Source organism: Pseudoalteromonas sp. BSi20652, assembly GCF_000239855.1.
Lineage (GTDB): Bacteria > Pseudomonadota > Gammaproteobacteria > Enterobacterales > Alteromonadaceae > Pseudoalteromonas.
Genome location: NZ_BADT01000159.1, coordinates 1 through 23,636 on the forward strand (window position 1 = coordinate 1; position 23,636 = coordinate 23,636).

Annotated in this window: 14 protein-coding genes and 1 tRNA gene; 1 reads left to right on the forward strand and 14 read right to left on the reverse strand. The window is 38.3% G+C overall.

Translation table 11 applies throughout. The features are described 5' to 3' along the window. Positions 1 to 382: 382 nt before the first annotated feature. The 11 genes from P20652_RS06035 to P20652_RS05985 form a co-directional block, all read right to left on the reverse strand. Positions 383 to 3,415, reverse strand: coding sequence for a TonB-dependent receptor (locus P20652_RS06035; RefSeq protein WP_008170292.1), 3,033 nt, complete (start codon positions 3,413 to 3,415; stop codon positions 383 to 385). 847 nt (positions 3,416 to 4,262) lie between these two features. Further along, positions 4,263 to 6,998 (reverse strand): hypothetical protein, encoded by a 2,736-nt coding sequence (locus P20652_RS06030; protein WP_008170293.1) that lies wholly within the window; start codon positions 6,996 to 6,998, stop codon positions 4,263 to 4,265. A 350-nt stretch (positions 6,999 to 7,348) separates the two neighbouring features. Then, entirely contained in the window at positions 7,349 to 8,311 is a 963-nt protein-coding gene (locus P20652_RS06025; protein WP_008170294.1) for a class 1 fructose-bisphosphatase, read from the reverse strand. Continuing rightward, positions 8,308 to 9,390: a class II fructose-bisphosphate aldolase gene (gene fbaA / locus P20652_RS06020; RefSeq protein ID WP_008170295.1), complete on the reverse strand. Its 1,083-nt coding sequence runs from the start codon at positions 9,388 to 9,390 to the stop codon at positions 8,308 to 8,310. The genes P20652_RS06025 and fbaA overlap by 4 nt, the downstream gene beginning before the upstream one ends. 14 nt (positions 9,391 to 9,404) lie before the next feature. Then, a complete protein-coding gene (eda, locus tag P20652_RS06015) occupies positions 9,405 to 10,022 on the reverse strand; it encodes a bifunctional 4-hydroxy-2-oxoglutarate aldolase/2-dehydro-3-deoxy-phosphogluconate aldolase (RefSeq protein ID WP_008170296.1) in 618 nt (205 codons plus the stop codon). A gap of 57 nt (positions 10,023 to 10,079) precedes the next feature. Continuing rightward, positions 10,080 to 11,012 carry a sugar kinase gene (locus tag P20652_RS06010; protein WP_008170297.1) on the reverse strand — a complete coding sequence of 311 codons (933 nt, stop codon included), beginning with the start codon at positions 11,010 to 11,012 and terminating at the stop codon, positions 10,080 to 10,082. 74 nt (positions 11,013 to 11,086) lie between these two features. Then, the gene (locus P20652_RS06005; protein ID WP_008170298.1) at positions 11,087 to 12,394 is read right to left on the reverse strand and encodes an MFS transporter; all 1,308 of its coding nucleotides are present in this window, start codon (positions 12,392 to 12,394) and stop codon (positions 11,087 to 11,089) included. Between the two features lie 2 nt (positions 12,395 to 12,396). Further along, complete coding sequence (locus tag P20652_RS06000) at positions 12,397 to 12,741, reverse strand: cupin domain-containing protein (protein WP_008170299.1); 345 nt, start codon at positions 12,739 to 12,741, stop codon at positions 12,397 to 12,399. 5 nt (positions 12,742 to 12,746) lie between these two features. Beyond that, on the reverse strand, positions 12,747 to 14,963 hold the full coding sequence (locus P20652_RS05995; protein ID WP_008170300.1) for a heparinase II/III family protein: 2,217 nt from the start codon (positions 14,961 to 14,963) through the stop codon (positions 12,747 to 12,749). 5 nt (positions 14,964 to 14,968) lie between these two features. Continuing rightward, entirely contained in the window at positions 14,969 to 17,227 is a 2,259-nt protein-coding gene (locus tag P20652_RS05990) for a polysaccharide lyase 6 family protein (protein WP_008170301.1), read from the reverse strand. A 147-nt stretch (positions 17,228 to 17,374) separates the two neighbouring features. Next, positions 17,375 to 18,253: an NAD(P)-dependent oxidoreductase gene (locus tag P20652_RS05985; RefSeq protein ID WP_008170302.1), complete on the reverse strand. Its 879-nt coding sequence runs from the start codon at positions 18,251 to 18,253 to the stop codon at positions 17,375 to 17,377. 779 nt (positions 18,254 to 19,032) lie between these two features. Here P20652_RS05985 and gloA point away from each other — a divergent pair. Continuing rightward, entirely contained in the window at positions 19,033 to 19,434 is a 402-nt protein-coding gene (gloA, locus tag P20652_RS05980) for a lactoylglutathione lyase (RefSeq protein WP_008170304.1), read from the forward strand. Between the two features lie 283 nt (positions 19,435 to 19,717). Here gloA and P20652_RS05975 read toward each other — a convergent pair whose 3' ends face one another. From P20652_RS05975 to P20652_RS05965, 3 genes are all read right to left on the reverse strand, one after another. Next, a complete protein-coding gene (locus tag P20652_RS05975; protein ID WP_008170305.1) occupies positions 19,718 to 19,984 on the reverse strand; it encodes a DksA/TraR family C4-type zinc finger protein in 267 nt (88 codons plus the stop codon). 246 nt (positions 19,985 to 20,230) lie between these two features. After that, on the reverse strand, positions 20,231 to 23,098 hold the full coding sequence (locus P20652_RS05970) for a pitrilysin family protein (protein WP_008170307.1): 2,868 nt from the start codon (positions 23,096 to 23,098) through the stop codon (positions 20,231 to 20,233). 282 nt (positions 23,099 to 23,380) lie between these two features. Beyond that, positions 23,381 to 23,456 (reverse strand) — tRNA-Glu (locus P20652_RS05965). Positions 23,457 to 23,636 lie beyond the last annotated feature (180 nt).

The window sequence follows — 23,636 nt, forward strand, 5'->3', positions numbered from 1 at the left end:
AAATTAATAATTATACCAATTCACTTAATTAAGTGATCTATTTTGAAGGTGAAAAAGCGTGTTGAAAGCTACGCAAAAAATTCGCTATTTAGTTGTTCTAAATGAGAATTTTTTAATACAGGTAGCAACACGTTTAGCCTCGTAAAATGATTAAGTATTATTGCGGATAAGTACTAAACAATGCGCTCTTATATATGTTTATAGGAATACGAAAGGAGTTTATTGACTTACAATAACTGCTGTAACAGTGAGGTGGAATTTAACCGGCGATCAGTTTAGATAAGGCAGTGATGCGTAGTACGCACATTCATAACTTGGCTAAACAACCAAAAAACCCCCAATTAGTTAAACCAAGTTGGGGGTTTTTATAAGTTATGAACTTTTACAGTTTATAGCTTAAGCCTAGGAATAAACGTGGGCCATAGTCATTCACTTCACCTAAGTTTCCTTCAACAAAGAAGTCTTGTGATTTAGGTGCACTGAACAAGTTAATTGCTTCTGCTTTAACTCTGAAGTTATCATTAATCTTGTATGATGCGCGCATTTCCCACACACCTACAGAATCAACATAGCGTAAACGAGTACCATTACTTGTATAAGGTTGGAAATACTCACTACGGTATTTGTAAATAACCGCAGTATCAAATCCACCAATCTGGTAATACAGTTGGCTACTAAATACATGCTTAGAAAAACCAGGAACCGAACCAGGCGCAACAATACCGTCAGTTAGCTGTGTCGTATTACCATCTACATCAGTCTCAAACGTATCGCCGTATAAGCTATCTTGGAACTCAAAATCAGTGTCTGCATAGTTGTAACCAAATTTCATACCGATGCCGTTATCCCAGCGGTAAGAAAATGAAGCTTCAAGGCCTAGTATTTCACTGTCCTCGTCTGATGTAACAGAGTTAGTAATTGGTAATGAAACAGTTTCACCGGCAACAGTAAAATCTTCAAGTACTGTTTGTTGTTGAAAACCACCGTTGAACTGTTTGTAGTATAAGCTTAACGCTAAGATTGAATCTTCGTTAGGGTACCATTCAAAAGCAGCGTCGTAGTTCCATGACATAAGTGGTTGAGTATCTGGATTACCAGAACCATTTACACCGACTAATAAATCGCTAATTGAAGTTGCTGTACCTTCTGTATCTTCTTGGAATGTACGGCTATAGCCTAAGTCAGATGGATCTGCGCGAGACATACCGCGGTATATACCAGCGCGGAATAAAATATCTTCACTGTAGTCAATAACTAGGTTAAAGCTTGGTAAATACTTGGTGTAATCACCACCGCTTTTTATTTTATCCAGTGAACCATTATCAGACTCAACCAGAGAAAGTACACCTGTGTCACTTGTTACTACGTCAAAGCTATTTCTAAAACCAACTGAAGTTACTTCTGTGTCTACAATACGAAGACCAAAGTTACCGCGAATGAATTTGCCAAACATTTCAGTATCGTAATTCGCCATTAAGTACACTGATGTTGTTTTTTCTGTTACATCAATTGTACCTGCATTTTTATATTCAACTTCTGGGTAAGCAAACACACCGTCCGCGTTAGAACCAGCTACAGCTTGTGAGAAACATACGTTGTCGTATGTAGCCCATGATGAACCTGTACCGCTATCTACAACGTTACCGTCACTATCAACATTTGTTACAATATCGCCATCAGATACACTTGATAGAAAACCTGATTCTGGGAAGTCGATTTGACAACCTTGTAACACGTCAAGCGCTTCAGTACCTGAGTCTAATGTAAATTCGTTTCTTGAACCGTTACCTTGGCTACCACCAAATTGAACAAAGGTCATTTCAGACGTTCTAATGCCACCTTGAACACTCGTGAAAACATTGCCTTCTAAGGTATAATCAAAATCTAAACGCGCTGAAATAACTTCGTTTTCACGCACATTTTCACGGTCAAGTCTTGTTCTAAGGCTATCTGTAAAATTTGAAATATCTGTTACGTCAAAATCTGTTAGTGTGAAATGAGGGATTTCATCGCCCATATCCCAAGAAAAGAAGTTACGACCTGAGGTTCTACCACGGTTAGATATTTGAAGTTCTTCACGTTCTGTTTTTGAATACCCTAAATCTAATTCAACAGTTAGTCTATCAGTTACTGTATGTTCTATATTTACGCCAAAACCTTGGTAGTTTTCTTCACGTTCAAATTGCTCACCCGCTGATTCAATGCGCTCTTCACCTTCCCAATGCAAAATACCGCCAACATCATTAGTAACAAGTGTTGGACCGGTTACACCTGGTGTTGCACGTTTTTGCAAAAAGATTAAATCGTGACGTGCTTCTTTTTGAATTCTGTCAGATATTTGTGCATCAAAGTTAACATCCCAATCAGCTGACGGCTGGTACTGCAGTGCAAAAAACATTGCATCACGTTCATCTGATGTCTCGTTTTGACGGAAGCTACGGCTACTGCCAGTCCAGGCATATGGGGTGCCGTCACTTGTTGCTTTGCCTGTTTCCGGATCAATTTTTGTATCGTAACCTTGATTGCGACTACCACTAACTTGGTCTTCACAATCACCCGCACTACTGCGGTAAAAGCCTTCATTTGTATTTGTAGGATCGTTTAAACATGCCCATAATGAAGAACCTGAAGGGCTCGAGCTTCTGTATTCAGCTTCTGGTTGGCTAATATCTTGGCGCTGTACACCAAAAGACACACCAACGGCTTGGCCATTATCAAATTCAAACTGGTCAACATAACTAAACGTACCACGGTAACCCGCGTCACTTTGAAGTGAATTATCTACGTTACCTTCATCAGGGTTGTAGTTTAATTTAACTTCTGCTGATACACGTTGTTTGCCAAAGTCAAGTGGAGTTATAGTTTCAAGTGCAATAACACCTGCAACACCACCTTCTATCATTGAAGCATCTTGTGTTTTATATATCGCTACTTTTTTAACTAGTTCTGACGGAAACTGTGAAAAGTTAACTGAGCGGTCACCACTGCCATTTGTCGCTTCGCGACCATTAATATGCGTTGCACTTAAAAATGGCCCAAGACCACGAATTGTAATTTCTGTCGCGCCACCATTTTCACGGTGAGATGCAGCACCTGTAATTGATTCTAGTGCTTCACCGATAGACAGTGCTGGTAAATCACCAATATCTTCTGATGATAGGCCGTCAACTACTGTTGTTGCTTCACGCTTTATTGCTATTTGGTCTTGTATTGTTCTACGAGTACCTGTAACACTTATAATTTCAACGTCTTCTTCAACTTCTGTCGCTTTTCCCTGTTCTTCTTGTGCGCTTGCTGTAAATACGCAAGAACTGGCCATACCGGCGATAACTGCTGTTCTTACCCATTTTGCAACAGGGCGTAGTGCAAACTGCTCTGTTATAGAATTTTTATTATATTGTGACTTCAACGACATTTTAATTCTCCGCTGGTTGTTGTGTGATTTTAGTGTGTTAGCTTGTTATGCTTATGTATATTATATGTGACGCTGAGCATCAATATACTCAAACAAAGTGTAATGATCAACCAATTTGGTCATTTAATATTACCAAAAAGGTATACCAATTTTTACACATAGGCTTTACCACTAGGTAAACTGGTCATTTCGATAAAATTAAATAACTAAAATCGATTAATATCCGACAAATTTAAGTTGAAAAAGCTTTAGGTATAACTATGATTTGAGGTATTTTTTTAACCCGGTTGTTTTTTTTGAGTAGGCGCGGTTGTGCAGTGACGTTAATTACAATAATTAGGTACGTAATTTTCTCTAGCTAATTTTAGGGCGTATTGATCTTTGGTGGTTTAATTTGCAGCAGACTATTTAGTATTTAAGCAAGGCAGAGCCTCTGTAGTGTGTTTTTCCCCCATAAATAGGCGATAACGTAGCATTAATGCCAAACATGCGCTGCCCGAAGAGTTCTGCCTAGGGGGAAATTTACTCTTTGTTGCCTATTAGGATGTAGATAAGGGGCGTGAGCAGGACGCGGAAGCTTTGCTCGGTTTTTACTTATTATTACATGGATGTAAGCCAGTAGAATAACGCAGGAGCAGTTATCGAGCCTAGTAGGTTACAAACCTCGCGCAGCGATTAAATTCCCCCTAGATTGAACAAAATTTTATCCTGAAAGGTCAACAGGCCCTAGGCAAATTAAATTTTTTACATATGTAAGTAAATTTTAAAGTAGCTATTAGGTGATAATAAAAAAGACCCCAAATTTGGGGCTTTTTAAGATTAACCTATTAACCTATTAACCGGTTATTTAATCGTTTGGTACTTCCCATGTAGAACCAACACCTACTTCAGAAGCTTGGATATAATGCAGGCCTTTAGCGCCAGCTACTGACTGTAAACCTGCTGGGTCAGTTTCTATTAATGTGCTTGATCCTGTAATAAACTCAGGTACTTCTTTACCATTAGCTGCTGGGTCTTGATCAATTGCACCATCGGTATCAAATGCGCCATTGCCGTTTAGATTTCTGATTTCAACCCAGTCACCGCTTGCATCACCTGAGGTTCGGCTATCCATATAACCAAAGTTATTACTAAGTAGCGAGGTATCTTGGTTAATTAAATCACAGTCGTATTCAAAAGCATGATCGCTATCAAGTGTATTTGGATAAAATAAACCTTGCGTTGAGGCGCTGCTCTCTATTGTGTCAGCGTCTGTTTGATCACCTAAACCGTTAGCAATAAGGTTACCGTTAAACGTAATCTTAAACGCATTTTTAGTTAAACCATACAACACAGGTGCATTGTCAGCAGTAAGTTCATCACAATCACTGGTAGGTGCGCGTGAGCCAATTTCTGTACTAAATACAATAGGCTGCTGAGAGTTAAGAACCGTATTGTTTGTTACGTTTAATGTAAAGTCGCCAGCACCATCAAGTACAGCTTGGTTACCCGAATTTGGCACGCCGCCGTCAGCTTGTGAAAATGGGTTTGCCGTAAATACAATACCGCCCGCTTCTTTATTACCAGAACGAATACCTGCTATGTAGTTATTACTCACGGTATGACCAAGTGGTGTAATTAATACACCCGCTGGGCGGTCATCAGAGCTTGCGATATCAGTAGTTCGAATAATCACGTTATCTATAATACTGTTAAAGCCACCATCCTCTAGTGAAATACCTCCATTAGGATTTACGATTGTATTGCCTTTAATAGTTGCACCCGATGTTTGCACACGCATTAAACGACGACCCGTTACAAAGTTTTCTACTCGGTTGTACTGAATAGTAAAGTTAGTGTCAACGGCTGCATCGTTACCTGTAGTACTGCCTACATTGATTAAATGTAAGCTAGAATTTCCAAAGTTTGGATTACTACTGGTGCCACTAAACAAATTATATTGAATAACATGATCCGAGCTTGCAGATGCCATTTTAATCACGGAGCCATTTTCAGCAAAATTACGATTAGAAAATGTATTACGTTCAATTAAAGCGCCTTTACCTTTAAGCATTAACCAATGGTAAGTAGAGTTGTTTAGTGTTGCCTCGTCGCCGTCTATCGTATTTTGGGTAAAGCTAAAGTTATCACCCTCAGAGTAAATAACAGCGTCTTCTTCGGTTTCACAAAATGCACTTGCCTTAGTATCTATATTTTTAAAAGTAAGGCCTGTTAGCGCCGCGCCGTCAACACCTGGAGCTATGTGAACACATACTTCCCCGCTAAATACTGGGGTTTGACCTTCTACAGCGCGAAGCGTTACTGCACTGGTTAATAAAATTGCGTCCATATCAGCATAAACACCGGTGTTTAAACCAATAACAGCGCCATCAGCTAAACCGCCACTTACAGCACCAAGGAGTGCTTCAGGGTTACTAACTAATTGTGTATAAACCAATGTATCAAGCGAGTTTGTAACCTCACTCGCAAAGCCATCGTTATCTGTATACGTGGCTTTTACTGACATTATTGACCCAGCGAAAGCAGAAGGTGTAAATGTTTTACTGTTAGTGCCCGCTATCTCAACGCCATCAGCAAACCAAGTATAAGCTACATTTGCTTCTTCAACACCGTTGTTATCAGTTATCTCAGCGGTTAGTTCAGCACTTGTTAGGTAAGGCGCTTCACCAATAATGGCTACGCTACCTGCTTCATCAACTGCAACGGCAGATACAGCTATCGTTTCCTCAGATGTATTATCTTCGATAAACCCATTGTCATCTGTATATGTGACCTGAACACTTATTTTTTGGCCTAAAAGCGATATATCAACTGTAAGGGTATCTTCTGTTGCTCCGACTATTTCTTTTGTGTCAGCAAGCCATTGATAAGTAATTTCTCCCGTAGCCCCATCAGTATCATTAACTTCTGCTGTTAATATATTGCCAACAGTTGGCGTACCACTAATGGTAACTTCACCCTCTGCGTTTGTTCGTGCAACCGCCTCTGTTCCATTAGAAGTGACAGATTCACTAAACCCTCGATTATCTTCGAAAGAGGCACTCACAGTAATAACTGTGCCAAATTGAGTATCTGTTAACAGTAAAGTTGAAAGTACTTCGTCTGCAATTTCTATATCATCAGCAAACCATTGGTAAGTAACTGTATCGCTATCAAACCCATTTTCATCTGCTACATTGGCCGTCAACTGTGAGCCAACTATAGCGTCACCCGTAATAGTTAAGCTTGCAGGGAATGCAATTGCAGCAACATCTGCGGTTGGATCAGTAATATGTGATTCATTAATTCCGCCGTCATCTGTATAAAGACCTTGTGCGGTGATAGGTAAGCCAATTTGATCGTCTGTTAATGTAAAAGATGCACTATTAGCCCCGGCTATAACTTGCCCATCTGCGTACCAAAAATAAGTTATACCGCCAGATATACCATCGGGGTCACTTACTTCGACCGTTAATGTTTGACCACTCGTGACTGTCCCAGTAAGAGCAATAGAGCCCAGATTGTTGTCATTGTTGTTTGAGTCAGTGTCACAGCCAACTATTGCAGCTGCAATAGCACATAGTGCAAAGTGTTTTAATTTCATAGTGGCTCTATTCTCCAAATTTATAGTTTTAATATTTGGCTATCTATTGTGTGTGTTACCAAATAATTCACGCGGCTATTACCAAATCAATTCATATTTCGAAAGGATTGTTAACCAACTTGGTAATATAACCACAATAAAACAATTTTTACCACTCTGCTGAGTTAAATTAATTACACTTAATTCACATTGAATTAACTAACGTAGCCTGAGAAATTAGAAAAAGGGTTTTAACAGTAAGGTATCTATAAAAAATTGTATGGATTTTTAGACGTAACGCTAATAGGTGGGAAGTTAAAAAATAAGACAAAGGAGAGGTTTACCCTCCCCCATCTTTAATAAAAATATTTTTAATTCATCGTGCCATTATAAAATTCTACAGGCTCATTTGAGCCTAAAGCGACTGGTACACGCTGATGCAAGCTAGTAGGCGCAATATCTAAAATTCGCGCTCCTCTAGAGGTTGCTTTACCGCCAGCATTTTCCACTAAAAGTGCTAATGGGTTTGCCTCATAAAGCAGTCTTATTTTTCCGTTTTCATTACCACTGCGTTTATCTTGTGGATATAAAAATAAACCGCCTCGGCATAAAATACGATGAACGTCTCCGACCATTGCCGCATTCCAGCGCATTGAGCTTTTTTCAAAACTTTCGCAAGTGTACAGTAATTTATCGAAATACACTTGAGTCGGCTCGTCCCAATAGCGGTAGTTGGCCATATTAACGGCAAATTCACGACTTTGCTGTGGCACACTCAACTGCTTATTTGTTAGTAAGTAGCCGCCATGTGTTGAGTCTAATGTATAACAACGTGTTGGGCCGCCAGTACTCATTACAAGTAATGATGAAGGGCCGTATAGCACATAGCCTGCACATACTTGATTTACACCAGGCTGACTAAATTGCTCATCGCTGTCAAAGGCAACATCATCACGGGCTAAATAAATAGTAAATATTGTGCCTATTTGGCCATTAACATCAATATTAGAAGAGCCATCTAGTGGATCAAAAGCAACAATAAACTTACCTTCTGGGTGGCCACCAACAGCATGATCTTCTTCCTCTGATGCAACTGTTCGCACGCTGCTGTCGTCAAGGAGTATGTCTTTGAGTAGTTGGTTTGCGATTACATCAAGCTTTTTTTGGACTTCACCTTGAATGTTTTCGTTTAGCGTTGAACCTAAAACACCCGCTAACTCACCTTGACTTACTCGAAAAGCAATCTCTTTACTGGTCGCTAAAATTGTGCGGATAAGTAAAATAAGATCAGTATCTACACCATCTTCTTTTAATACTGTATTTAGTCTTTTCATGCGCTATACCTATTTACACAATTTAGATCATCAAAACATTGCTCAAGTCTTGCAACCATACTTTGCTCTGAATGACGCAACCATACACGAGGATCGTAGTATTTTTTATTAGGTTTATCATCGCCATCAGGGTTACCAATTTGACCTTGTAAGTATGCTTGATTATTTTTGTAGTAATCTAAAATACCCGTCCAACACGCCCACTGCGTATCGGTGTCAATGTTCATTTTAACTACGCCATAGGTTAAAGACTCTGCAATTTTATCGTACTCAGAACCACTACCACCATGAAACACAAAGTTAATTGAGTTGCTTGGTAGATTGAATTTCTCTGATACGTAAGCTTGTGAATCTTTTAAAATAGTTGGCGTGAGAACTACGTTACCCGGCTTATACACACCGTGGACGTTGCCAAAAGACGCTGCAATTATAAAGTTAGGGCTAATACGACTTAAACGCTCATAAGCAAAAGCCACATCTTCAGGTTGAGTGTATAAAGCAGAACTATCAAGATGTGAATTATCAACACCGTCTTCTTCACCACCCGTGCAGCCAAGCTCTATCTCAAGCGTCATGCCTATTTTTGCCATACGCGTTAAATAACGTTCACAAATTTCGATATTTTCTTCTAAAGGCTCTTCTGACAAATCAATCATGTGTGAGCTAAACAGCGGTTTACCTGTCAGTTCAAAGTGCTTTTCACCTTCATCAAGCAACCCATCAATCCAAGGTAACAGTTTTTTAGCGGCGTGATCGGTATGCAGCATCACAGCAACTTCATAATGTGCTGCAACCGAGTGTACATATCTTGCAGCACTTATCGCCCCAAGCACAGCAGATTGTTGCTCTGGTAAAGATAAGCTTTTACCACAAAAAAATTGCGCGCCACCATTCGAAAGCTGAATAATAACGGGCGAGTTTTTCTTTTTAGCGGCTTCTAATGTCGCATTTATAGATGTTGTACTAACAACATTTACCGCTGGCAATGCATATTGATTAGTACGCGCATGCTCGTATAACGCACTGACTTCGTCGCCAACGATTACGCCGGGCAGTATTGCTGGGGCTAAGTAATTCATTTATGAAATCCTTTCTACTTTAAAGCTTGGATACAAGAATCGGTAATTGCTTGCCAATTTTCTTGCTCAACCCACTCTTTCTTTGCAATCCAAGTACCGCCAACGGCAAATACATTGTTTAAAGAAAGATAGTCCATTTTATTACTTTCGCTAACACCACCTGTAGGACAAAAGCTGACAGCTCTAAATACTGACGATACAGCTGATACAAATGGTGCTCCACCGGCTAACGATGCTGGGAATAATTTTTGTTCTTCAAAACCATATTCAAGCGCCATCAAAATATCACCTGTATTTGACACACCAGGCAGTACAGGCACATTGCACTTAGAAAGTGCTGTAAGTAACGCCGGAGACACTGCAGGAGTTACAATAAAGTCAGAACCCGCTTCAAGGGCTTGCTCTAAAATATCAGTATTAATAACCGTACCCGCACCTACTTTTAGTTCTGGTACTTGAGCTTTAATTGCTTTTAATGCATCTAATGAAGCCTCAGTTCTAAGTACTACTTCCACTAAAGTAAGGCCTGCATTAGCCATAGCTTTGGCTATTTGAACACCTTGCTCAGGTGTGTCAGCTTGAATTATAGGTAGCAGTGTTTGTCCTGACATAAGTTCAGAAAAGCGAGTCATAACCTTGTTCCTTTTTGTAAAATAATGTGGCCGATATATGACGGCCTTTAGACTTTGTTAAATGCCAGCTTCAACCATTGCAAGCTGAAAGATATCTTTTGGAGTAATAGCGCCTGGCTGCTGTATAACAGCACCTGCTGCTTTTGCAGCAAGTTGTACAGCACTTGAAATTGATTTATCAGATAAACGAGCGCCTAAGTAAACACCGTTAAAGGCATCGCCTGCTGATGTAGTATCGACAACATTTTTTACCGGTATAATAGTGTGGCTTTGAAGCGTATCGCCCTCTTTAGTCACTACCGATTCAGGGCCATTTTTAACAACAATTTCTTCAATTTGGTAAGGTTTTAAATACTCAACAACCGCTTCAACGCTATGTACGTCATAAAGTGTTGTTAAATCTTCAACGCCTGGTAAGGTGATATCTGCAAGCGTAAAGGCTAAATGATATTGCTCTTTAGTTTCCTCTACACTATTCCACAAACGTGCTCTGTAGTTAGGGTCAAAAACTATTTTTACCCCAGCATCTTTTAGCTGCTTTACTACTTTCCAAAAATGATCACGTGTACTTTCTTCAATTATTGCTAATGAAATTCCTGAAAAGAAAAACATATCACCTTGGCTAAGCTGCTCAAGTGCATCAGCATCTAAAAAATCAACAACCTTTTTAGCTGCAGAATCATTACGCCAATAAATAAAGCTACGCTCACCATGCTCATCGGTTTCTATGTAATACATGCCGGGTACTTTGGTATCGTGAGCAAATACAAGTTGTGTATTTATATTTTCACTTTCAAAGCGTTCAAGCATTTTTTTACTTAAATTATCTTGACCTAAAGCCGTAACAACCGAAGTAGTAACCTGCGGGAAGCAACGTTTTAAATACACTGCAGAATTATAAACATCGCCTGCAAATGATTGGTGTAGTGTGGCTGCGCTCATAGCTCTAAGCTCAACCATGCATTCACCGATAAAGTAAATATTTTTCATCTTGGAAATTACCCTATGTAGTTAACTGCTATGCACTTATACAAAACATGTTGGCATAGCAGTTATTATCTAGATTATTGAGGCTTTTTAAGAGGTTCTATTTTTGGAATTAAAATCCAAACAGCTGCCATTGCTATAATGGCTAAAGAAGCACCAATAACAAATGCTGGCGTATAGTTACCATCAGCGGTAAGAATAGGCACTAACGATGTAAGGCCTACAGCACCAAGTTTTGCCGCCATACCAGAGAAACCTGACAATGTACCTACTGCTTTTTTACCTAGCAAATCACTTGGTAGTGTTTGCACGTTACCAATTGCAGTTTGAAAACCAAATAATATAACAGCCATAATTAATACCGCTGTCGTTGGTCCGCCTGGATTAGCCATTGCAAGTAACGCAGGTAACATAATTAAACAGCCCAGCGTAATCGTTAACTTACGGGTTTTATCTGTGTTCCAACCGGCTTTAAGTCGATTTTGAGCTAATAAGCCACCAAACCAAGCACCAAACATAGCGCCAACATAAGGTACCCAACCGTATATACCAATAGACTTAACGTCCATGCCGTATACTTCGTTTAGGTAAATAGGAATCCAAAAAACAAATAACCACCAAATAGGGTCAATGGCAGCAGAAGCAATAATTACACCCCAGCTTTGTTTACGAGAAAGTAGCTCGGCAGTTGAAGGGTTATACTCTTCTTCGTCTTCGCCAGTTACATCACCATTATCATCAACACGTCTTTGACCTGTTAAAATATACTCACGTTCTTCTGCTGTAAGCCAAGGATGTGAGCTAGGCGGTGCTTTTACTAAAATTAACCAAGGCACTAACCAAAGAAAACCTAATACACCCACAAAAACAAACACCATTTGCCAGCTAAAGTAGATAGTTAAATAGGCAATTAAAGGTATTGCGATAATACCGCCGATAGCTGCACCTGAGTTAAATATACCCTGTGCTAAAGCTCGCTCTTTGGTAGGAAACCACTCAGCATTACCTTTTGCAGCACCCGGCCAGTTACCCGCTTCTGCCACACCTAAAATAGCGCGAAAAATACTAAGGCTAAGAACACCTTGAGCAAATGCGTGCGCAATGGTAGCTATTGACCAAACACCTATTGATAAAACGAAACCAAAACGTGTGCCTACCCAGTCAAAAATTTTACCAAAGATTGCTTGACCAAATGCATAAGCAAATACAAACACAATTGAAATATTAGCGTATATTTGTTTGCGTTCTAGCGCTGATTCATCAGGAAATAAATCTTCAACAATATCTGGCCAAAGTACACTAAGTGCTTGGCGGTCGATGTAATTGATTATGGTGGCTAACGCAATTAAGGCTATAACCCACCAACGTAATCCTTTAAGTTGCATAATTAATCCTCAAGAAAGTCTTCACGTGGCGGGCTAAAGGTATCAATTAAAATACCACCAGTTGGACAAGTAGCCCCATGATCTGCAAATGGAGGGATTAGACAGCTATCACCTGGTTTTAAAATTTTAGTTACGCCGTCAATATTAAAATGAAATTCACCTTCAACAACATACGTTACTTGAGAATGTCTGTGGGAATGGTTATAACCAATAGCCCCTTTTTCAAACCAAATTTTAACAGCCATTAGTTCTTCGTTATAACCGAGCATTTGACGTTTTAGACCGTTTCCTAAATCTTCAATTTCGGTTTCGTTACCAAATGAAAAGTTTGCGCTTTGCTTTTGCATCCTATTTACTCCTGATTATTGTTCATCATATAAACGCCTAATCGGCCATTTAAAGTGAACTCTTTATTTTGATAATTGAATTTATTTTTAGCTAAGGTTGGTGCTTTATTAATAGCCACTAAATATGACTTGCCTTTAATATCAAGTTCAACAAGTGTTAAATCGCCATGCTGACTATACTCCAGCCCTGTAACACGACTAACAGCTTCTAACGTATATTCTTTACTTGGGTTGTACTCACCATGAGGCTCTAATACAGATATAAATTTATGATGCTTTTGACCCTCAACACGACGAATAAAACCGTTTTCGTTGCGTAAATTAAAATCAGGGTCGTTTGCGCCTATTTGAGTAAACAAGAAAGACTCATCACCTTTAACTAAACTCGTTTGCGTATAAAAGCGACCATTTTCGTTTAACCACGTTACTTTAGCTAAACCACTTTGAGGTTGCGCTTGAGCTTTAAGCCATAGATGCTGGTAGCCATTTTTAGTACCTAATGCAGCGAGTTGTGTAGCATTCGCTTTTAACTCAAAGCTGGTATCGATAAGCTGACCTTTATAATGCAAGGGCAAATCAAGCTGATGCGCTTTATTTGATGCAACATCAAATATATCAAGTGCAACTGTGCTTTGTAGTTCAGGTAAGTTAATAAGTGCAAGCGTGCGCTCAAGATCTACGCCTTTATAAGCTGTGCTTATTTCTCCGCTTGAAACCGTGCCATATTTATTTGTTTCGAAAAAGTTAAGTGTAGGATAGTTACTATTTCCTACTTCAACATTTGCATTAAAATGCGTTGTTTCGTCAACAACAACAGTGTTGTGCGCAACTGTGTGTTTAGCGTAAGTTTCGTTTTCAGGTAAATAACGACCGCCGTATTTAGCTTCTACATTTAAAAAACGTGCTGCGCCATAATCAGATACAATTTCATTTCCGTGGTCGTAAAACTGCCATGTAAGTTTATCAAAATGACCATGACCTAAACCTTGTGCAGCAGGTTTAAATAACAGTGCTTGATCGCCACCTACTTCTGTTCTCATTACAACTAGAGCACCTTGTTTACCGTCATTACCATCGCCGAAGGCAACAGATTTAAACGAATAAGGTTTTGCCATGTTGTTATCAAGTGCTTGAGCTACTTTTAGTCCATCACCAGAGAGAATTATTTGGTCTTGTTGCTTAGCAATATTTAAATAACCCGCATCGTTGGTTAAACCATACGCTGCCGTTACACCATTAACTAACTCAATGGTATCGATACCTTTACTTTTTATTGCATCGTTAATTGGGAAAAACAAACCGTTGTAGCTAAGTTGAATCGTCGTATCAATCGCTTTTAATAATATGCCATCGCGATATTCAAAGATTTTTCGTTGTGGTTCGTTGTTTTCAATCGCTTTAGCAAACGTTACAAAGGGTAATAGTGCAAAGCGTTGATAGTAAGGACCTTCGTTATAGTAACCTTGTGGTGAAAACAGCATCTCTAGCTGCTTAATAAAGCCACCTTTACCCGACTTTTCTAAATCGTATAATGATTTTTCTACCCACTCAGGTTCACCTAATACATACCCTGCCATGCCAACACCCGCTGTTGCCCATGTTCCATGGTTATGTACTTTATTAAATGTAGAGGGTTGGCCTACTGATGTGAACAGCGAAACAGGGCGTAGTAAGTCATCCTCTATTGTTTTAATGTTATCGGCATTTAACGAGTCATGAATTAGATCATAAGCTTGTATTGTGTACACAAGCCACATTGCTTCATTTAGGCTTTGCCAAAAAAACTTACCTGGATTTTGCGAGTCCATTTTACGTTTTGGGTGCAGACCAAGCGTTGGGTATAATTTTGCGTACTCAAGCAACATATCACGTACATAGTTTGCGTATTTATCATCTTGGCTTAATTGATAAATAATGCCCGCGTTGTACATAAGTTGGTAATTCTTCTTATGACGCTCGTGCGTATAACCACCACCGCCATCTTTTGGAACGGGTACAGTTATAGGCTGTGCAATTTGTTCATCTACTTGCGCTTTTAGCGATTCAAACGCAGTAGCAAACTTTTTGCTACCGTTGCTACTAATTGCTTGGCGCATTTGCTTAACATCATCAGTAGTAATCACTAAGTTTGGGTGCGCTGCATGCGCACCCAATGATGTAAGTAATGTAATTGCAGCTACAGCAGCTATTTTAAAATGTGTTTGGCACTTTAATAGGTACATAGTCTTTACCCTGCCTTATTCAAAATGTTGTTGTTTTTTAGTACTGCCGTATGCGGGCCTTTAACTCTTAGTTCTTTAACACTTGGTGCTTTAGTTGCATCAAATTTATTGTCTGAGATTTCAGTTTTAGGCTCGCCTACGGTATGTTCTACAACAATGGGAGCAGATTTAACAAATTTATTATCTTTGATATTAGTAACCTGAACACCGTGAACATAAATGCTCGCTTGCTCTTTGTTACGCTTACCAAGGCCAACGTTATTAAGCGTGTTATTCGTCATTTCAAAATGGGGGCCAAATGTACTTTCATCAGTACCACCACGGTAAAGCTTAAGTACACCGCCTTGTACATCGTTAAATGTATTATTATTTACAATAACGTATTCCGCGTTATAAACACCTAAGTCTTCAATCTCAGTATTTAGACGTAAAATGTCACCTGTTACTGTATTAAAAGTATTTCCTGTAAGAATAATTTCATCTGCCATTGCACCTTTACCAGTGATAAAGAAATGGAATGAATGATTAATATCTAAAGCATTTAACTCTGAGTTAGTCATTACAAAGCGGTAATTATCAACCATGCCCCACTTTTGGGTACGAACGATGCTGTTACCACTCGCATCAGGCGCATTTTCACCTGAAATCGATAGACCATCTAGTTTTAAGCTACCGCCATCATGTATTTCAAATAATGTAGAGCGTTGAAAAGTAAGTTTAGACTTTCCGCTTTGCTTCGCTTTAATTGTCAACGTTTTATCAATTTTAACCAGTTTAGAAACATCATACTGTCCAGGCGCTAGTTCTAGAACATCGCCCGACTCTGCATTATCAATAGCGTCTAGTAATGCACTTACATCAGCTTTAACAGAATGTGTTTTACCAGAATCAAAATCAATTAAAGCAGGTACTTTTGCATACCAGCTAACACCGGTATCTTCTTTTTTAAGTACTTTTAAATCGCGCTTTGCACCTACATTTAAACTTTTAGATGTTGGGTAAAGTAGGCCATTACTTGCCTTTTTAAGCGTGATTTTTTCTTTTTTTACACCGTACGTTAGCTCCGGAAGCACTTTAGTATCAGCAATGTTGTTACTTAGTACTAGCCCGCTTACATCATCAAATGTTGTAAATGGCTGTTCACCATCTTGATTTATGATTAAGTTGTTTTTCATTACGCTATCTTTAGGTGCAGCGCTACGCTCAGCATCGCTACCTGCGGCAAGTTGAATATGACGCACATTTATAAATGTGTTGTTTTCAATTGTCGCATTTTCAACTTGGTGATAACGATTGATAGATGAATTTGGTACACCATTCATTACAGTAAAACCACTACCAAAACGATACCCTGTTAGTCCTTGTAGGTAGTTATTTCTAACAATTTGGTCTTTATTGATAACGCGAATACCACCGGTGTGGTCAACACCATTACCAATGAAAATATTTTCTTCTATGAGGTTACCATTACCGTGGCGCAACGTTAATGTACCGCGCGCTTCATAAAATACGTTATTACGAAGGATGTTTTTACCTGACTTAACCGAAATAATTTCTACTTCGCCATTGGTGCGTTCGAAATAGTTATTTTCTACCAAGGTATGTGAATTTGTTAATGAATAATGGCTGGTGCCAATACGTAGGGTTTCACCACCGTTCGAACCAAAAGTAGGACGATATCCAAAATAGTTGTTGTCTATACTGTGATAGTTTTCCTGACTTGCTTGAGTGTTTAAACGAACAGCAACTGTCACACCTTTATTTCGTTTGCCAACTAAATGACTATGATCAAAGCGGTTATGTTGTCCATATAATGCAACCCAATAATCAGACTCGCGTTTGTCTGGATTACTGTAATTATCGATTACTGTTTGAGTAACTCGAGAATTGTAGGCTAATTCATTTTTATTTTTACGAAACTCTATTACAGCAGAGCTCGGTGTGTAACCGTTTTTGAATACTAAACCTGAGGCTTCAAGGTATTTTCCTGCAAGTCTTAGGTTCGATTGACCAGATAAAATTACTTTACCGTTAGTTTCAGCGGTCAATAAAATAGGAGAGTTTTTTGTACCTTGGCCTTCAAGTAGAATTTCGAAGTCAGACCAAGTACCATTTTTAAGTACTACTTTGTCGCCAGCAACTAGATTAGCTGCGATATCATTAAAAGCTTGTTTACTTTCTACAAAATAATCTTTGGCCGCTATTTGTGTGGATATGCAACCGATGAGAACTAGACTAAGCTTTATTGTATTAATCAAACGCATAGTTAACTCTTTTCGTTGTGACTGAAAGTAGTGCTTCATCAGAATTTAAAAAAGCTGACATTGCACAAAGACTTTAGTCAATTGGTGTCATGTGTGTTAAAGCGCCTTAAGCTTAAAGCTTAAAGCGCTCAATAAGGTCGAGAAGTATTACTTTTCTAGCTTTTTGAAGTAATCAAAAATTTCAGGAACGTTACCTTGACCCATACCAGCGTCAAACGCTGCTTGTAGGTTAGCTGATGAACCTTCAGCGATTTTTGATTCAGTACCTAGGTCTTCTACCATTTGTAGGAAGTAGCCTAAATCTTTATTTGCATTAGCAATCGAGAAACCAAGGTCGCTAACATTATCAACTGCATAGTTTTTACAAAATTGCATAAACGGTGAATTAGATGGACCAGTCGACATGATGTCAAAAAGTTGTTGACGGTCAACACCAGCAAGCTCTGCAACTGCAAATGCTTGTGACATAGCACATACTGTAGTCATACCCATGAAGTTGTTGATAAGCTTAGTTGTATGACCTGCACCTAGCTCGCCTAGATGGAAAACGTTTTCACCTTGATCTTCCAGTACTGGTTTAACTTTATTGAATGTAGCAATATCGCCTGCAGCCATAATATTTAAAAGGCCGTCTTTAGCATGCGCTGGTGTACGACCAAGAGGAGCATCGATCATGCCTGCGCCTTTAGCGGCTAAATCAGCACCAATCTTTTTAGTAGATGATGGAATAGAAGTACCAAAATCAACTAACACCGCACCTTCTTTAATACCCGCTAAGATACCGTCTTCTGCGTAAATGATTTTTTCTACAACGGCAGATGTTGTAAGACAAAACATAACAATATCTGAACCTTCAGCTAGCTCTTTAGCAGTGCTTGCTGTTTTTGCGCCTCTGGCAACACATGCTGCAACCGCATCTTTGCTAAGGTCCATAACAATTAGCTCATAGCCTTTGTTTTGTAAATTTTCGGCCATATTGCCGCCCATTAAGCCTAAGCCGATGAAACCGATGACAGGTTTTGACATGAATAACTCCTAAATATGTGGCGCATATTTTTATTAGTATGAGTAAATATTACTCTATAAATATGCAGTGTCTTATGTTTCGATTTTGAAGAGCAGCTATAAGCCTAAATTATTTGTATATTCGTAGTTAAAACTACTAAATTCAGCCAAGTAAATTGGAATATCTATTTAACTAAATCACTAACTAATTATATACAAACAAACTAACTCAAAACTTAACTCTGATTATTTACCAATGTGTTGTGGCAGTCCAAACTTAGCAGCTTACCAATTGGTATGCAAAAACTGTATTACCATACGCGCTTTTTGTCAACCAATAAGTTAACCAAGCAAAATGTTACCATCTTAAAAATCAATCCAAAAATAAAAATAAGAAATTAAAAATCAACAACTTATAAATATAGAACAGGCTAAGCCAATGAACGATTTTTGTGAAATATTTAGTATCAAATTCAAGTCCAACAGGTTGACCAATAATTAATAGAATTTGAACTAATTGCTCTATGCTTTGTAAGTAACGGTTTTTAATTGGTAACTTAAGATTAATAATATTGGTAATTTAATTCAGTAGATAAAGTACTTTTTTTACTTAATATATCAAACATGTACTTTTTTATATGGCATAAGTAAACATTTCACCTAAGCACGAGGGTTGTAATTAACTCACATTGCCTACACTTATGGTAGATACACATTAAAATCACAAAATATTGATTTAGAGTTACACACTAGATAATCAAATAAGTTTAATGTAATTTAAAAAAAGAAAGGAACCTAAAATGCGTTTATTACATACCATGCTGCGTGTAGCGGATTTAGACAAGTCAATTGCTTTTTATACAGAAGTACTAGGTATGAAAGAATTGCGTAGATCTCAAAACAGTGAATACAGGTACACTCTTGCCTTTGTTGGTTACGGCGATGAGGTAGATAATACGGTACTAGAACTAACCTATAACTGGGATGAGGATAGCTACGACCTGGGTAATGCATATGGTCATATTGCTATTGAGTTTGATGATATTTACAAAACATGTGCTGACATTAAAGCTGCCGGTGGCAATGTAAGCCGTGAGCCTGGGCCTGTAAAAGGCGGTATTACTGAGATCGCCTTTGTAAAAGACCCAGATGGCTATGCAATTGAGCTAATTCAGAAAAAAGCAAATATTAGTAAATTTTAAATTACTTAATAACTAATTCAAGTAATAACAATTTGCTTAATACCAATCTGCTTATATATGGGGTCTATTTAACGTTAAGAAAATTACGCTAGAACTAGGCAAAAATTTTTGTATCTAGTTGTTCTAAATAAAAAATTTTTAACGACGTTATAGTGCAATTTAATTCGTTAAATTGATCAAAGATTTATGCTGGTTGGTATAACTATGCAGGAATTTAATTTTATAAATTGTTCAAATACTTATGCAAATTGGTATTAAATAAAAGGTGCTTATGAGCACCTTTTTAACGCAACTGACTATCTTTACTACCACGTCTATTAAACGATTTTGCGCTAGTACCATTACCTTCTATTGCTGCTTGGCATACAACACAATAACGCACTCCAGGTAACGCGAGCCTTCGTGCTTGTGGGATTTTCTCATCGCACTCATCACATAGCTCTGCACTTGCGCCAGATATTAAATTGCTTCTTGCATACTGTACGGCGTCGTCAACACTCGCATCAATTTGATCTTGAATTGCACCGTCTCGTGCCCATCCACTTGCCATAAATCCTCCTAATAAAGTTGGATGTTTAATTCATGCTACCAAATTGAATCTTTATAAGTACTGAATAATAAAGCTAGGAATGGGGTGTTATTTGAAGGCTTAAACTATAAAATTATATTTTATATCTAAATAAAGGCGCTGTAGTTGCTCCTTGTAATCTACTTTCAAAAAGATCTACACTCTAAAATCAGGCAAAAAAAAGCAGCTAAAAAAGCTGCTTTGTAATTCTAATTATTTATTTAAATATTAAAGGCTGTAATCAACAACCTTCATACCTAATTTTTCAAGCTCTGGGCGAAGTGTTTTAGCATCACCCACTACTAAATAAATCATGTCTTTAGTATTTAAGTGTTTTTTAGCTAAGGCGTTAACTTCTTCTTTGCTAATATTGCTAACAATCTCATTTTTTTCTTTTACAAAGCTAGGTTTTAAATCGAACTCTAATATTTGTGCTAAAAAGCCAAGTTTTGCATTAGGCGTTTCGTATTTAAGCGCATCTTTTTGATTTATAGCTTTACGCATAAACATAAGCTCTTCATCAGTGACACCGTTTTGAGCATAGTTATTAAGCTCATTAGTAAACTCTGTAATAGACGCTGCAGTAGAGTCGGCTCTCACCGCTGCAGAAGCTGTAAAGCCACCTGATGTTTTATCACCCCAAAAACGAGAGCGAGCACCGTAAGTGTAGCCTTTATCTTCTCGTAAATTTAGATTGATACGGCTGTTAAACGTGCCACCAAGTGCAAAGTTCATTAAGTTAGCTTTAAAAAACTCACCTGTAATGTCTTCAACCATATCGCGTTTACCTATACGAATTTCTGATTGAGGAGCGTCTGGTTTATCAACCAAATAAATTACATTAGTTTCTACTTTAGGTTCACTGAAATCAACGGCAACTGGGCTCGATTTACCTTGCCAGTTTGTAAGTGTAGCTTTAACTTTTGGTTCAATTATTGACTCTTTTAAATCAGAAACAATAATGACTTGAGCGCCCTCTGGTTTAAAGTTTGCGTTATAAAAAGCTTTAACGTCAGCAAGTGTAATAGCCTCTATACTATTAAGCGTTCCAGTACTTGGAAGTGCAGCTATATTGTCGCCATATAGTAATTTGCTGTATGTATTAGACGCTAAGTACCCTGCATCTTTCATCGAATGTTGAATATTTTGAATGATTTGCTTTTTATTACGCTCAAAATCATCGGCATTAAATGCTGGTTTAAATAACTTTTCTTCAACAAGCTTTAGCGTTGCATCTACATTTTTGGTTAAGCTAGAAACATACACATTTGTATGTGTTTTATCTGAGTAGATACTTACCTGGCTCCCTAGTTTTTCAAGCGCGTTACTCATTTGCTCTGTCGTGTAGTTTTGCGTTGACTCGTTCATTAACGATGCAGTCATTGACGATAAACCCACTTTACTAGCTTGCTCATTATACAAGCCACCCGGAACTTTAATGAAAATAGCGGTAGTTGGCGTTTCTGTACTTTGAGTACCTAATATTTTAATACCGTTTTCGGTCTTAGTTTGCCAAAGAGTAGGAACATCAACAGCAGGATTTGCACCGGCCTCTGGATGTACACTTCGATCAAATGTATCAACAGCTCTTCGTGCCACTAAATCATCAGCTGAAGTTGTAGATGGACCTCCAAAATCATGCGCTTTAGGTGTAAAGTTGTCTGGGGCAGCTATAAGTTGAGTTTGGCCTTCTGGCACAACACTCATAATAACGGCAGATTTACCTTTGATATACTGATTAAAAACACGCATAACATCAGCTTTTGTGACTTTGTTATAACGTGTTATCTCATCTTTAGCTGAGTTTGGATTGCCTGTAAACGTTTCTGATGCGGCTAATTGAGAGACTTTTCCTGATACGCTTTGCAGACCAAAAATTGCACCCGATTCTATTTTAGCTTTTACTTTATCTAAATCATCTTGTGTAACACCACGCTCTTCAAATTCAACAAATGAATCACGAATGATTTTTTCCATATCAGCTAACGTTTTCCCTGCTGTAGGATTTGGTAAAGCATAAAGACTAATTGAACACGCTAACTCTTGGCATGGATGATTTGCACTTGCTTGAACAGCAAGTTGAGTTTTAACTAAGTTTTTGTATAGTAGTGAATTATTACCACCACCTAATATCTCAGCAAGTATATCAAGAGGTGCTTCATCTTCAGAGCGAGCGTAAGTCGTTGGGAAACTCATACTTAATAAAGGTAAATGTACCTTATCTTCCATTGAAATATATCTATCGGCATCTAGTGTTACCGCTGTTTTTTCAACTTTAGGGATTGCAGGGCCTTTTGGAATTGGTGCAAAGTATTTAGTAACTAATGGCAGTATTTCATTAGCGTTGATATCGCCACCAATAGTAAGCGTTGCATTATTAGGACCATACCACTTTAAAAAGAATGCTTTTAAATCATTTACATTTACGCGATTAAGATCGTCCATAAAACCAATTACAGGCCATGAATATGGATGACCATCTGGGTACATTGCTTGAGCAACACGTTCACCTAAACGACCATAGGGACGATTATCAACGCGTTGGCCGCGCTCATTTTTTACTGTTTCGCGTTGCACTTCAAATTTTTCTTGAGTTACAGCATCTAGCAAAAAGCCCATTCGATCAGCTTCTAGCCACAACATCTTTTCTAATTGATTTACAGGTACTGTTTCAAAATAATTCGTTCTATCAGAGTTAGTAGTACCATTTAAAGTACCGCCCGCTTCAGAGATTATTTTAAAATGCTCTTCATCAGCAACGTTTTCTGAGCCTTGAAACATCATATGCTCAAAAAAGTGAGCAAAGCCTGATTTACCCAACTCTTCGCGAGCAGAACCAACGTGGTATGTTACATCTACGTGTACTAAGGGATCTGAGTGATCCTCATGCACAATTACAGTTAAACCGTTATTTAGTTTATATTTTTTATACGGTATGTTGATTTCACCTGCATTAGATTTCACTGATTCAATAAGTGTAACGCCAGGAATAGATGTTTCTGTAACAATCTTTTTATCAACAGCTTGAGTTGAGCTATTGCATGCAGCTAACCCTGATGCAAGTAAAACAGCAAGTGCAATTTTTGTGAGTTTCATTTTTTAGTCCATATTTAAATTAACTCAACTAGTTTAAAGACTAATTAAAAGTACAACAAGGAATATGGAGCGATTATGGGTTTGGTTCTGTAACAAAGTGTAAATAGATTGATATAAGAATGAAGCTTGTAATGAGGGTATTATTTTGTGGTTTTATTCTAATAACACTGCACTTCTCTATCTAAGTAGTAAATGACATAGCAAAGAGATTGATATTCTTGATGACATCGTGCATATAGAATGTTATGTAACACTGCTTTATACAATGCTTAAAATATTAAGTGGCGTCCCCAAGGGGATTCGAACCCCTGTTACCGCCGTGAAAGGGCGGTGTCCTAGGCCTCTAGACGATGGGGACACATAAATGTGTCACTAGGACAACTGAATTTTTAGACTCGTTTCAGGCGAGCTTTCTTAATAACACTTCACTTCCCTATTAAAAATAAGTAAGTGGCGTCCCCAAGAGATTAGTACTATTGATAACGTCGTACATAGAGAGTGCGGTGTCACACTGCTTTACACAATACTTAAAATAGTA

What these genes read in the sequence shown, in the direction of transcription:
- P20652_RS06035 (WP_008170292.1), bottom strand. Translation starts at nt 3,415, where the DNA reads ATGTCGTTGAAGTCACAATATAATAAAAATTCTATAACAGAGCAGTTT.
- P20652_RS06030 (WP_008170293.1), bottom strand. Translation starts at nt 6,998, where the DNA reads ATGAAATTAAAACACTTTGCACTATGTGCTATTGCAGCTGCAATAGTT.
- P20652_RS06025 (WP_008170294.1), bottom strand. Translation starts at nt 8,311, where the DNA reads ATGAAAAGACTAAATACAGTATTAAAAGAAGATGGTGTAGATACTGAT.
- fbaA (WP_008170295.1), bottom strand. Translation starts at nt 9,390, where the DNA reads ATGAATTACTTAGCCCCAGCAATACTGCCCGGCGTAATCGTTGGCGAC.
- eda (WP_008170296.1), bottom strand. Translation starts at nt 10,022, where the DNA reads ATGACTCGCTTTTCTGAACTTATGTCAGGACAAACACTGCTACCTATA.
- P20652_RS06010 (WP_008170297.1), bottom strand. Translation starts at nt 11,012, where the DNA reads ATGAAAAATATTTACTTTATCGGTGAATGCATGGTTGAGCTTAGAGCT.
- P20652_RS06005 (WP_008170298.1), bottom strand. Translation starts at nt 12,394, where the DNA reads ATGCAACTTAAAGGATTACGTTGGTGGGTTATAGCCTTAATTGCGTTA.
- P20652_RS06000 (WP_008170299.1), bottom strand. Translation starts at nt 12,741, where the DNA reads ATGCAAAAGCAAAGCGCAAACTTTTCATTTGGTAACGAAACCGAAATT.
- P20652_RS05995 (WP_008170300.1), bottom strand. Translation starts at nt 14,963, where the DNA reads ATGTACCTATTAAAGTGCCAAACACATTTTAAAATAGCTGCTGTAGCT.
- P20652_RS05990 (WP_008170301.1), bottom strand. Translation starts at nt 17,227, where the DNA reads ATGCGTTTGATTAATACAATAAAGCTTAGTCTAGTTCTCATCGGTTGC.
- P20652_RS05985 (WP_008170302.1), bottom strand. Translation starts at nt 18,253, where the DNA reads ATGTCAAAACCTGTCATCGGTTTCATCGGCTTAGGCTTAATGGGCGGC.
- gloA (WP_008170304.1), top strand. Translation starts at nt 19,033, where the DNA reads ATGCGTTTATTACATACCATGCTGCGTGTAGCGGATTTAGACAAGTCA.
- P20652_RS05975 (WP_008170305.1), bottom strand. Translation starts at nt 19,984, where the DNA reads ATGGCAAGTGGATGGGCACGAGACGGTGCAATTCAAGATCAAATTGAT.
- P20652_RS05970 (WP_008170307.1), bottom strand. Translation starts at nt 23,098, where the DNA reads ATGAAACTCACAAAAATTGCACTTGCTGTTTTACTTGCATCAGGGTTA.